The organism is Paraburkholderia sp. SIMBA_027 (assembly GCF_046535315.1).
Classification (GTDB): Bacteria; Pseudomonadota; Gammaproteobacteria; order Burkholderiales; family Burkholderiaceae; genus Paraburkholderia; species Paraburkholderia tropica.
Map to the genome: position 1 here is coordinate 340,817 of NZ_JAWRWY010000007.1, position 12,114 is coordinate 352,930.

The 12,114-nt window shown below is 65.1% G+C and carries 12 protein-coding genes; 3 read left to right on the forward strand and 9 right to left on the reverse strand.

All coding sequences use genetic code 11. The annotated features are described in order from the left end of the window. Positions 1-7 precede the first annotated feature (7 nt). From SB764_RS16195 to SB764_RS16205, 3 genes are read right to left on the reverse strand one after another with little or no spacing between them, the layout of a single operon-like run. Entirely contained in the window at positions 8-1,123 is a 1,116-nt protein-coding gene (locus tag SB764_RS16195; RefSeq protein WP_110327628.1) for a phosphotransferase, read from the reverse strand. Between the two features lie 39 nt (positions 1,124-1,162). After that, positions 1,163-1,882, reverse strand: a complete 720-nt coding sequence (locus SB764_RS16200; protein ID WP_410864054.1) for a histidine phosphatase family protein — start codon at positions 1,880-1,882, stop codon at positions 1,163-1,165. Continuing rightward, entirely contained in the window at positions 1,879-2,670 is a 792-nt protein-coding gene (locus SB764_RS16205) for an oxepin-CoA hydrolase, alternative type (protein ID WP_110327629.1), read from the reverse strand. The genes SB764_RS16200 and SB764_RS16205 overlap by 4 nt, the downstream gene beginning before the upstream one ends. Positions 2,671-2,942: 272 nt before the next feature. Here SB764_RS16205 and SB764_RS16210 point away from each other — a divergent pair, with 272 nt between their 5' ends. After that, positions 2,943-3,584, forward strand: a complete 642-nt coding sequence (locus SB764_RS16210; RefSeq protein WP_110327630.1) for a glutathione S-transferase — start codon at positions 2,943-2,945, stop codon at positions 3,582-3,584. A gap of 94 nt (positions 3,585-3,678) precedes the next feature. On the opposite strand, the gene SB764_RS16215 is transcribed toward SB764_RS16210, so the two are convergent. Continuing rightward, positions 3,679-4,872, reverse strand: coding sequence for a pyridoxal phosphate-dependent aminotransferase (locus SB764_RS16215; protein ID WP_065064620.1), 1,194 nt, complete (start codon positions 4,870-4,872; stop codon positions 3,679-3,681). A 73-nt stretch (positions 4,873-4,945) separates the two neighbouring features. Further along, positions 4,946-5,437 carry a putative toxin-antitoxin system toxin component, PIN family gene (locus SB764_RS16220; RefSeq protein WP_065064622.1) on the reverse strand — a complete coding sequence of 164 codons (492 nt, stop codon included), beginning with the start codon at positions 5,435-5,437 and terminating at the stop codon, positions 4,946-4,948. A gap of 65 nt (positions 5,438-5,502) precedes the next feature. Between SB764_RS16220 and yaaA the strand changes: the two genes are divergently transcribed. Both yaaA and SB764_RS16230 read left to right on the forward strand, forming a co-directional pair. Next, positions 5,503-6,300: a peroxide stress protein YaaA gene (yaaA, locus tag SB764_RS16225; protein ID WP_410864056.1), complete on the forward strand. Its 798-nt coding sequence runs from the start codon at positions 5,503-5,505 to the stop codon at positions 6,298-6,300. A gap of 78 nt (positions 6,301-6,378) precedes the next feature. Continuing rightward, positions 6,379-7,542, forward strand: a complete 1,164-nt coding sequence (locus tag SB764_RS16230) for a M14-type cytosolic carboxypeptidase (protein ID WP_065064626.1) — start codon at positions 6,379-6,381, stop codon at positions 7,540-7,542. Between the two features lie 114 nt (positions 7,543-7,656). Here SB764_RS16230 and SB764_RS16235 read toward each other — a convergent pair whose 3' ends face one another. The 4 genes from SB764_RS16235 to SB764_RS16250 form a co-directional block, all read right to left on the reverse strand. Next, the gene (locus SB764_RS16235; RefSeq protein ID WP_074984835.1) at positions 7,657-8,364 is read right to left on the reverse strand and encodes a BspC domain-containing protein; all 708 of its coding nucleotides are present in this window, start codon (positions 8,362-8,364) and stop codon (positions 7,657-7,659) included. A gap of 312 nt (positions 8,365-8,676) precedes the next feature. Then, positions 8,677-9,351, reverse strand: a complete 675-nt coding sequence (locus tag SB764_RS16240; RefSeq protein WP_321869214.1) for an energy-coupling factor ABC transporter permease — start codon at positions 9,349-9,351, stop codon at positions 8,677-8,679. 10 nt (positions 9,352-9,361) lie between these two features. Further along, complete coding sequence (locus SB764_RS16245; protein ID WP_074984837.1) at positions 9,362-10,300, reverse strand: response regulator transcription factor; 939 nt, start codon at positions 10,298-10,300, stop codon at positions 9,362-9,364. A gap of 206 nt (positions 10,301-10,506) precedes the next feature. Further along, entirely contained in the window at positions 10,507-11,721 is a 1,215-nt protein-coding gene (locus SB764_RS16250; protein WP_183038693.1) for a DUF2863 family protein, read from the reverse strand. Positions 11,722-12,114 lie beyond the last annotated feature (393 nt).

A 12,114-nucleotide genomic window follows, 5' to 3' on the forward strand; every position in this document is an offset into this window, starting at 1 on the left:
CGCGCGGCTAGCGCACCTTTTGCGCGTAGTGCCACGCGAGTTCGGCCATCGGCCGCGCGCGGCGTCCGGCGTCGGCGGCCTGGGCGCTGGCGGCGGTGCCGTCGACCACGCGTTTCATGATCCCTTGCAGGATGGCCGCGATGCGGAACATGTTGTAGGCGAGATAGAAGTTCCAGTCGCCGCGGATTTCGAGGCCGGTGCGCTCGCAATACCGCTGCACGTAATGCTGCTCGTCGGGAATGCCGAGCGCCTGCCAGTCGAGTCCGCCGATGCCGCGGAACTGGCCAGGCTCGACGTGCCACGCCATGCAGTGATACGAGAAGTCGGCGAGCGGATCGCCGAGCGTCGAGAGTTCCCAGTCGAGCACGGCGAGCACGCGCGGCTCGGTCGGATGGAAGATGAGGTTGTCGAGGCGGAAGTCGCCGTGCACGACCGACACGCGCGAGCCCTGATCGTCGGGCATATGCTGCGGCAGCCATTCGATCAGGCGATTCATCGCGTCGATCGACTCGGTTTCCGAGGCCTGATATTGACGGCTCCAGCGATCGATCTGGCGTGCGAAATAATTGCCGGGCTTGCCGAAGTCCGCGAGACCGATGGCGTCGGGCTTCACGTTGTGAAGCGCGGCGATCACGCGGTTCATTTCCTCGTAGATCGCGCCGCGTTCTTCGCGCGTCATGCCGGGCAGCGCCTGATTCCAGAGCACGCGGCCCTCGACGAACTCCATCACATAGAACGCGCGGCCGATCACGGCTTCGTCTTCGCACAGCGCGAGCATCTTCGCGACGGGCACATCGGTGGCGCCGAGCGCATCCATCACGCGATATTCACGTTCGATGGCGTGCGCCGAAGGCAGCAGCTTCGCCTTCGGCCCCGGCTTCGCGCGCATCACGTAGCTGCGCGTGGGCGTGACGAGCTTGAAGGTGGGATTCGACTGGCCGCCGGCGAACTGCTCGACTGTGAGCGGTCCGGCGAAGCCCGCGACGTGCGCCGTGAGCCACGCGCTCAAGGCGTCGATATCGAAACGTTGACGGTCGGCCACGGGCCGCGTGCCTTCGAACGCCGAGAAGTCGGTGGACTTGTCGGCGGCGTTCTTGTCTCCATCCGGGGTGGCTTGCGCCATGTTTGTCTCCGTTCTTGTGTAAGCCGTCGGTGCAACGCGCTAGCGCTGCGGGCGATAGCGCAGATATTGCGCGTACAGCATCTCCATCGTGGTGTTGCGGGTGTCGCGATGCAAAGGCGAGGGCGGCGCGTGGTTCAGCGCGCGCACGATCCAGTCGTGCGGCGCCGCGCCCGCATCGAGCACGTTGATGCAGCCCGTGGTCTGCGCGAGGTGGCCGAAGAACATGCGGCCGCCCGCCGTGATCGCGTGCGAGAGAATCGCGCGGTTCACGCCGCCGTGCAGCACGAGCAGCGCGGTGTCCCAGGCGGGATCGGCGCGCAGTTCGGCGATAGCGGGCAGCACGCGATCGAGCAGTTCGCCGATGCTCTCGCCGCCGAGAAAGCGCGTCTCTTCGGACACGACGCCGTCGAAGGCGCGCAGAAACGCGTTCTCGATGTCGGCGGGCGCGATGTCGGCGAGACGGCCGCCGCGGATTTCCTGCCACGCCGGTTGTTCTTCGAGTGCGATCTGCTGGCCGGTCGCGTCGAGCACATGCTGCGCGGTTTCGATCGTGCGCCGCAAGCCGCTCACGATCACGCGGTCGAAGCGCACGCCTTGCTGCGCGAACGCCGCGCCGGCGGCGCTCGCCTGGGCGCGGCCGTTGTCGTTGAGCGGCACGGTGTCCGGATCGATCGCGCGGCCTGAATCGTCGAAATAGGTGACGTCGCCATGGCGCATCAGATAGATGCGGCGGCGCTGCGGCAACTGGAATTCGCTCATCGCTTGTAGACCGGGGAACGTTTTTCGAGGAACGCGGTGATGCCTTCGAGGCCGTCGCTGTGATGCAGCGAGGCGACGAAGTTGTCGCGTTCGGCGGCGAGCTGCTCGTCGAGCGTGTGCGTGACGGCGACGTTCGTCAGGCCCTTGATGCGCGCGACCGAGTTCGGTGCGATCTTCGCGAGTTCGTCGGCCCAGGCGAGCGCGGCGTCGAGCGCGCCCTGCGGTTTGGCGACGCGGTTGACGACGCCCAGCTCGGCGAGGCGCGACGCGGCGATCGGCTTGCCTTCGGCCATCAGCTCGAACGCGAGCGCGCGCGGCAGCGACTGCGCGAGGAACCACGAGCCGCCGCCGTCGGGCGTGAGGCCGACGCGCGCGTAGGCCATGACGAATTTCGCGTCTTCGGCGGCGACCAGCAGGTCGGCGGCCAGCGCGAGCGAGAAGCCCGCGCCTGCCGCGGCGCCTTCCACGGCGGCGATCACGGGCTTGCTGCACTGGCGCATGGCCGTGACCCATTGGGCGAGCATGTCGATGCTGGCGGCCTGCACCGACGGGTCTTTCGCGCGGTTTTCGAGCAGGCGGTTCAGGTTGCCGCCCGCGCAGAAGAAGTTGTCGGCGCCCGTGAGGACGATCGCGCGCAGCGACGGATCGCGCTCGGCGGTGTCGAACGCTTCGATCGCGGCGGCGTACATGTCGGGATGCAGCGCATTGCGCGCGCCGGGATTCGAGAGCGTGAGCACGAGCGTCGATTCGTGGCCGTGCGGGCGGGTGCTGAGGAGTTCGGCGCTCATGACTGGGCCTCGTTCGATGCGATGGTAACGGCGCGCAGGCGCGTGACGCTGCACGCGGCGCGTTTGCCGGACTTGCCTTTTACGGCGAGTTTCGCGAAGGTGTCGGCGGGATACGTTGCCGCATCGTCGCCGGATGTCTCAATATTGAAATGATGGAAAGTCATTGGAAGCCTGGCTCCATGATTGGCCTAGAATAGCACGGTCGTACATTTTCATGAAAACGGTTCGGCAATCCCGGATTGCCGCGCATCGCCCCCAAGGAGGAGACGAGGATGATCAAGCTGCATGGTTTTGCGGTCTCGAACTACTACAACAAGGTGAAGTTCGTGCTGCTCGAGCACGGCATTCCGTTCGAGGAAGTGCTGACGAAGCTGCCGCTCGCCGAGGCGAAGCTCGCCGAATCGCCGGGCGGCAAGGTGCCCTACATCGAAACGGAGCAGGGCTTTCTGTGCGAGTCGGAAGTGATTGTCGAGTATCTGGCGGCGCGCTTTCCGGAGAAGCGCATCTTCGCGGCCGATCCGTGGCAGGCCGCCAAGGAGCGTGAGCTGATCACCTTCATCGAAACGCATCTGGAGCTGGTCGCGCGCGAGCTGTACGGCGAGGCGTTCTTCGGCGGCAAGGCCAGCGACGAAGTGAAGGCGACGGTCGAAAAGCGTCTGAACCGCTATGTGGCGAGCTTCAAGCGGCTCGCGAAGTTCGCGCCGTACGTGGGCGGCGAGCAGTTCGGCGTGGCCGACATGGCGGCGTTCGTGAGCCTGCCGCTCGTCGGCATGGCGACGCAGAAGGTCTACGGCCGCGATTTCCTCGCCGAGGCCGGCGTGGACTGGAAGGCGTACGTCAAGCTCGTGAGCGAGCGCCCGGCCGCGCAGCGCGTGGGCGCCGACCGCAAGGCGTATCTCGAAGCGAACGCGTAACGCGCGGGAGCGCGCCCTGCCGCGCGATGACCGGACACGCCTCGAGGCGGTTCGCGGTGTCATCGCGCTGGCGGGGCGGCGGGATGTTACGCGCTCAGAGCCGCGCGAGCCGTTCGAGCGCGCTGGCGAGCGTGCTCTCCTGCTTGGCGAAGCAAAAGCGCACCACGCCCGATTCGTGCGACTCGTGATAGAACGCCGACACCGGAATGGCCGCCACGCCGATCTCCGAAGTGAGCCACTTCGAGAACTCGGCTTCGGGCAGGTCGCTGATCGCCGAATAATCGACGCACTGGAAGTAGGTGCCTTCGCACGGCAGCAGCTTGAAGCGCGAGTTCGCGAGGCCGGCGCGGAAGAAGTCGCGCTTGCGCTGATAGAACGCGGGCAGGTCCAGATACGGCTGCGGATCGCGCAGATACTGCGCCAGACCCACCTGCATCGGCGTATTCACCGTGAACACGTTGAACTGGTGCACCTTGCGGAATTCCGCCGTGAGCGGCGCGGGCGCGGCCACGTAGCCCACTTTCCAGCCGGTCACGTGAAACGTCTTGCCGAAGCTCGACACGATAAAGCTGCGCGCGGCCAGTTCCGGATAGCGCGCCACGCTCTCGTGCGGCTGGCCGTCGTAGACCATGTGTTCGTAGACTTCGTCGGAGAGGATCAGCACGTTGGTGCCGCGCACGATCTCTTCGAGCTTGCGCATGTCCTCGGCGCGCCAGACCGTGCCGGTCGGGTTGTGCGGCGTGTTGATGAGGATCAGGCGCGTTTTCGGCGTGATGGCCGCGGCGAGGCGGTCGAACGGAATCGCGTAATCGGGCGCTTCGAGCGTCACGAACACGGGCTTGCCGCCCGCGAGTTCGATCGACGGCAGATAGCTGTCGTAGGTCGGCTCGACCACGATCACTTCGTCGCCGGGATGCACGGTCGCGAGAATCGTCGTGAGGAGCGCCTGGGTCGCGCCCGCCGTCACCGTGATTTCGCTGTTGGCGTCGTAGCGGCGGCCGTAGACCTGCTCGATCTTGCCGGCGATCGCTTCGCGCAGCGCGGCGACGCCGGCCATCGGCGGATACTGGTTGTGGCCGTCGCGCATGGCTTGCGCCACCGCGTCGACGATGCGCGCATCGCAGTTGAAATCGGGGAAGCCCTGACCGAGATTGACCGCGCCCTTTTCGGCGGCGAGCGCGCTCATCACCGTGAAGATCGTCGTGCCGACGTCGGGCAGGCGCGACGGAAAAGAGGGCGTGAGCAGGTTCTGCGTCGACGGAGCTTGCGAAGGATGCGGTGCGTTCATGGCGCGGTCGTCTGGAATCGGAGGAACAGGAAAGCCTGATTGTAGGGAAATCGGCGCGGCTGCGTGCGCCGGTTCAGGCGGCGGCTTCGGCCGCGCCGCCCAGCCCGCATTCGGCGACGAACACATCGGGCGTGCCGATCCGGAAACCGAAGTCGCGCGCGATGCGCTTCGCGAGTTTGAGCACGGCGCGGTCCTTCGAGACCAGCCACGCCGCGCCGCTCGCGCGCGCGAGTTCGAGAAACTTCTGGTCGTCGCGGTCGCGGCATTGCGGCAGCGCGCGCGCGTCGGCGGGCAACTCGGGCGGCTCGATCAGCGAGACGAGCGGCGCAAGCGCGGCCAGCGCGCCGGCCTTGTCCACGCCGCGCCCCTGCAGATGCGGATAATCGAGCACGAACGCGAGCTCGCCGCGGCAGCGCGCGTCGATCAGCGCTGTGAGCGCGCCGCGTTCGAGCGCGGCGCGGATCGGCCGCGTGTGGGGATCGTCGAAGATGAGGATGTCGAGCCAGACATTGGAGTCGAGCACCACGATGGGCGCGTCGGGATTCCGGGGCGTAAAACCGGTCATTCGTGAATTCGCTACAATCGGGCTTTCGCCTTTGAACATGGGCACCGCGTGCCCTGCAAGCCTCTATGATAATCGTTCTGTCGCCGGCCAAATCGCTCGACTATGACACGCCGGCGCACGTCGACACCCACACCATCCCCGATTTCGTCGACGACGCGGCCGAGCTGATCGACGGCCTGCGCCGCCTGTCGCCGCAGCAGATCGGCACGTTGATGAGCATTTCCGACCCGCTCGCGTGCCTGAATTTCCAGCGTTACGCCGACTGGTCCACGCGCTTTAGCCAGAGCAACGCGAAGCAGGCCGTGCTCGCGTTCAACGGCGACGTGTACGAGGGTCTCGACGCCCGATCGCTTTCGCACGCCGACCTTGACTACGCGCAAAACCACGTGCGCGTGCTTTCGGGTCTCTATGGCCTGCTGCGTCCGCTCGACCTGCTGCAACCGTATCGCCTGGAGATGGGCACGCGCTTCGAGAACGCGCGCGGCAAAGATCTCTACGCGTTCTGGGGCGAGCGCATCACGCACGCGCTCAACGCGCAGTTCGAGCACAACCACGCGAAGAGCGCGAAGCACGGCGCACGCGTGCTCGTGAATTGCGCGTCGAACGAATACTTCAAGGCCGTGAAGCCGAAGAAGCTCGACGCGCCTGTGATTACGCCGGTTTTCGAAGACTGGAAGGGCGGCCGCTACAAGATCATCAGCTTCCACGCGAAACGCGCGCGCGGTCTGATGGCGCGCTATGCGGTCGAGAACCGCATCGCCGAACCCGAAGCGCTCAAGGCCTTCGACAGCGAAGGCTATGCATTCGATGCGGGCGCATCGAACGATTCGACCTACGTATTCCGCCGTCGCATCGCCGATTGAGCGATTTGACCGATTGATAGATTGATAGATTGACCGTTTGAGCGGCGCGCGAGCACCGATCCAGCCAAGGATATTGCCATGACGATTTCCATCTCCAGCCAGTTCGACGCGGGCGCGATCGAAGTGCTGTCGTGCGAGCAGCCCGACGACATCCGCCTGCGCGTGCGCCCCGACAATCAGTCCGAATTCGCGCAGTGGTTCTACTTCCGCCTGACGGGCGCGCGCGGCGAGCCGTGCACGATGACCTTCGAAAACGCATCGGCATGCGCGTTTCCCGAAGGCTGGCGCGACTATCAGGCCGTCGCGAGCTACGACCGCGTGAACTGGTTCCGCGTGCCGACCTCGTACGACGGCAAGGCGCTGACCATCGAGCACACGCCCGATTTCGACAGCATTTACTACGCGTATTTCGAGCCGTACGGCGAGGAGCGCCACTCGGAATTCCTCGGCGCGCTGCAGCAGTTGCCGCACGCCACGCTGAGCGAGCTCGGCCAGAGCGTCGAGGGCCGGCCGATGTCGCTGCTCTCGCTCGGCATGCCCGGCGACACCACGCCCGAAGGCAAGCCCAAGCAGACCGTGTGGATCATCGCGCGCCAGCATCCGGGCGAATCGATGGCCGAATGGTTCGTCGAAGGTCTCGTGAAGCGGCTGGCGGGTTGGGGCGACTGGTCGGGCGATCCGGTCGCGCGCAAGCTGCTCGACCGCGCGATTTTCCACATCGTGCCGAACATGAACCCGGACGGCAGCGTGCACGGCAATCTGCGCACGAACGCCGTGGGCGCGAACCTCAATCGCGAATGGATGGAGCCGGATGCGCAGCGCAGCCCGGAAGTGCTCGTGGTGCGCGACGCGATCGAGCAGACCGGCTGCGATCTGTTCTTCGACATTCACGGCGACGAAACGCTGCCTTATGTGTTCGTGGCGGGATCGGAAATGCTGCCGGGTTTCACGGATCAGCAGCGCACGGAGCAGAAGGCGTTCATCGACGCCTTCAAGATCGCGAGCCCCGACTTCCAGGACAAGCACGGCTACGAAGCGAGCCGCTATCGCGAGGACGCGCTCAAGCTGGCGTCGAAGTACATCGGCCATCGTTACGGCTGTCTCTCGCTCACGCTCGAAATGCCGTTCAAGGACAACGCGAATCTGCCCGACGAGCGTGTGGGCTGGAACGGCGAGCGCAGCGCGTCGCTCGGTGCGGCGATGCTGCAGGCCATTCTCCATCACGTTGAGACCTTCGCCTGAGGTTCGCCTGACGGCATCGCCACGACGGTGACGATATGAAAAAGGGGGAAGCGGTGTGAGCCGCTTCCCCCTTTTTTGTTCGCGCTGTTGTGTGCGTGAACTGTCGTGCCGCGCTTACTGCGCCGTCGACTTTTTCTTCGTTGACGACTTCTTCGCCGTGGCTTTCGCGGTGGACTTCGTGGTCGATTTCGATGCGGACTTCGTGGCGCTCTTCGACGAGGTGGACGAGGACTTGTGGCTGGACTTGCTCGTCGACTTCTTCGTCGTGCCCTTGCTCTTGCCGGTCGCCTTTTTCGACTTGGCGGTGTGTTTGCCGCTCACGTGCGCCGCGCCGGGCGACGCGCTGCTGCGCTCGCTGCGCGCACGTGCGGGCGGTTCGGGATCGTTCCAGCTGAAGGCGAGGATCTGCTGACCGACGTAGCCGCAACGGAATTTGAGATCGTACGGCGCGTGGCTGCTGTCTTGCGGAATGCCGATGCCGTCGACGGTGACGATCGTATCGACCTTCACGCGCTGCTTGCCTTCATCGAAGGAATCGTTCCAGGGCGTGACGGTGGCGTGCGCGCTATCGAAGGAACTGGGCGGGAATTCGACGTGATCGAGCACACTCGACGTGCCGGCGATGAAGTTGCCGTGCGCGGCGCAACGCGCGACCAGCGGATCGGCATGCATCTGCGTGACGTAAGTGTTGACGAGATCGTTTTGCTGCTCGAGCTGATCGGCCTCGGCGGGCAGCGTGCAGACGAGCATCAGGCTCGCGGCGCAGGCGACCAGTCGGCCTCCAGTACGCAGCAACTGGCGGAAAGCGATGTTGCGGTCCATCTGATTGTTCTGGATGAGGGTGGAACGTCTGGCACCGTAAGATGCTGCGCTGCGTGGTTGAGTTCAATCCTGAAACAATTATTTCGCGCGTTGCCCTCGTGGGATCGACCGTTGTTGCCGCACACGCAGTGAGCGCGACGCGGCTTGTGGCCGCGGGCGCCGGTTCATTCTAGCGCACGACCGGCGGGCCGCAATCGAGGAAACCATCAGGGAGGCGACGCGTTGCTTGCGTCAGCGTTGCTTTGGCGGCGCTCAGGTGCGCTCAGGTGCGCTTAGGTGCTCTCAGGTGCGCTCGGTTTTGCTCAGCCTGGCTCAGGTGCGAGGGCCGCCGAGGCGATAGCGTCGCACGTCGTAAGTGGTGACCCACGCGGGACGGTAGACAGCGATCAGTGCGGTCGCCATGCCGGTGAACCAGGCCTCGCCGGACGCGAGCAGGAACACGCTGAACGCGTAGCCGGCCGGCACCGCGAGCATCGAGCCGTTGTTGAGCGCGATGTGCGTGCCGAGCGCGAGATACGCCGCGGCGGAGACGGCGATGGCAGGTGAGACGAAGCCCTGCCCGACGATGAACATGAAGAGATTGCGCGGCAGCCAGGCCGTGAAGGCGCGCTGCAGCAACGCCGACAGGCAGACCGGAAACGCACCGTAGACGAGGAAGGTGAGCGCGACGCCGTCCCACGGCGAGTCGAACACCAGCGCCGCGAGGGCGACGACCACGGCCATGGCAATGAGCGCCAGGCCCCAGTCGAACAGCGTGACCACGAGGGTGGCGCCGAGCAGATGCAGCACGGTGCCGTCTTCGAGCCACGCGTTACTCGCCCACAGCACGGAGACGGCCACGATAATGGCGAGCCACACGTGCTGGAGCGTCGCGTCCTGCAGACGCTTGAACGGGTTGTTCCATAGCGCGAACGCGAGCAGACCCGCCGATGCAACCCATGCACAGACGATGACCCACAACGGTAGTGGCGTATAGAGGAACCCCATGAGCTTCATATTACTCGTTGGAGGGCAAAACGTGTGCGCTGCCTGGCGGCGCTTCGGGGTCTTCTGTATCGACGAGGGTGGTCCCGGGCGGGTTGCAGGGCGCGGGCGCCGTGTCGCCGTAAGGCGGCGTGGGCTCCGCGGCCATCGGTAGCGGCGCGAAGGTGTCGTCTGTCAGCAACGGATAGCGGAACTCCGCTTCTACGCGGGCGCGCAGTGGCGTGGGGCCGTGTTCGCCATGTGCGGGTTTGCGCGGACTGTCGCGACGCGTGCGCAGCACCTGCAGCTGATTCGACAGCAAGCCGTTGTAGATCGCCACGGCTGCCGCCCGGTTGGGCGCGCCGAGCTGCTGGAAGATGCTCGCCAGGTGAACTTTGACCGTGCCTTCGCTGATGCCGAGTGCGCGCGCGATCATCTTGTTCGTGCTGCCCATATGCACGCAACGCAGGATCTGCTCCTGGCGCGGCGAGAGCGCCACCCGGGTCGAGAGTTTGCGCGGCAGTGGCATGCCGCGTGCATTGCGGCGTGGCGGAACCGGCCACGCACCGGGCGGGCAGAACGTCGGACCAAAGACATCGGCGGGCAGATGGTCGCCGCCCAGCAGAATCAGTTCGAGCAGTTTGACGATCAGAATCGAATCCGTGGTGCGGCGGATGATGCCGCGCGCGCCTTCGGAGAGGAGGGCGCGAACCTTATGCGGCGGTTCGGTGCGATCGACGAGCACGGCGATGGGCAGCGTGCGGTGCCGGCTCACGAACTGACGCAGTTCGCCGGCGACGATGCCGTCGTGCCAGTCGATCACGAACAGATTCGGGGTGAAACGTTGCGCCGCGCGTTCGGCGCTACGCCAGTCAGGGGCGTCGCTGAAACGCGCGCGACGGTCGATTTGTCTTAACAGCGCCTTGAGCCCTTCGCGCCGTTCGGCGTCCGGATTGAATACAGCAAACCGCATAACACTGCCCTCCCGTGTATTGCCTCTCGAAATGTTGTGCTGCGCGTACCTTCGGCACACGTCGCTCGAAACCGGAACTACCGCACCATGATGACAAAAAGGCCGCCGTTTGACGGCCTGTCCAGATGGCGTAGGACGTAGGGCAAAAAAAAATCCCGCACAGTGGCGGGACTTGGGATGCAGCGGGTAGGAATACGCCGCGTTGCTTAGTGGAAGTGCGGCTGAACGGGCTCAGCATCTTCCGGCATCTCGGCGTGGACGATTTCACCGAGCGGATCGGCATAGAGCGGCACGCCGCAATCGTCGCAATATTCCGGCTCGAAGCGGCCCGCGTGGCGACGGATATCGGTGATGCCCGATTCCTTGAGCAGCGTCACGATTTCTTCGAGCGGGCCGGTGGCGTCGCTTTCTTCGGACGGCTCTTCGTCGATCTCCGCGTCACCGTTTTCGCGACCGTAGAGCGGCCAGACGACGCCGTACAGCACGTCATTGCTGCCGCGCTTCGTGAAGCCGATACGGTATTCGTCGATGCGGCGCTCGCCGAAGCCAGCGACAACGGCGCGCAGGTCTTGCGCCGTCGCGCCGATCGTGTCGAGCAGATAGCGTACGGCGGTGCGGATGGTGTGCGGGCGCACGCGCTCGTCGGCGTCGCGGCAGGCGGAGTAGTACGCGTCCGGCAGCAGGCATTCGAACTCGCAGCCCGGCATGACGACGGCCAGATTGGCACCGCCCTGCGTGGCCCATTGTTCGAGGCACTGCCCGCGCTCGATGCGCGAGCCGTTTTCTTCTTCCTGCCAGCGGAACAGCGGCGCGCCGAGCGGTGCAGCCACCACGGCGAGCAGGAAACGCGGATCGGCGAGGATCGGCGACGTCTCGGGCAGCTCGCCCGTGCTGATCTTCGCGACGTTGCCGGTCAGCGCCGACTGCGAAAGCTGCTGGGCGAGGCGCCACGTTTCCACGTGATGGCGCGGCAGCTGGTCGATGCTATAGAGATAGGGCGCCATCGCGACATGCGTGCCGCTCGCCAGCACGTGTGCCTGCAGATGCGTGCGCAGGGCTTCCGAGGCATCGGCCTTCAGCGGACCCGACGGAATCACGTAGCGCGTCCAGGCGAGCACGGGCGCGGCAACCAGCAGCGCTTCGTACTTCTCGCCCTCGTGCTCGAGAATGAACGACTCGCTATGCGTTTCCGCCATGTCAGCGAGCGCGCCGTAGGCGTCCGGATGATTCTGCTGCAGATGATCGAGCGCGGCGTCGAGCGTGGTCTGATTGCCGTTTCGCACGACCTTCGCTAGGAGCGTGTCGAGCTTGGCCTCCCAGAAGCGGTCTTCGGTGCGGCTGCCCGAGGCGAACAGGGCGAGCGACAGGCCGACAAGCTTGTCGGCGTCAGGGGGGAGGCGTTTGGCGATTCGCGAGCGCATAAATCTGTGAGTTGGGATGCAGAGAACCCCATATTCTAGTCTGTTCCGCGCAGGCCATCGGTTTGCCCTACAGGATGGGGAGAAGAGGGCGTGCGGCCGCGTGCCGTTCTATGCGTTGGCGGGCTGCTGCTGGGCGGTGTCGTGCGGTTTGAAGCCTCGGTTTGACGCCTGAAGGACATACCAAAAAATCCGCTTGCAATGTGTCATGCGTGTGACTAGAATTCGCCTCCTTCGCAATTCGATGTCACTGACACCGCAGCGCGAAGCCCGCGACGAAACGAGCGGGTTCGCAGGATCAACAAGCTTTTAAACGGTAACGTAAAAAAAGATGTTGACGAAACGAAAAAGAGACTTCATAATCTCGTTTCTCTGCTGCTGACGCAGCAACGCAGC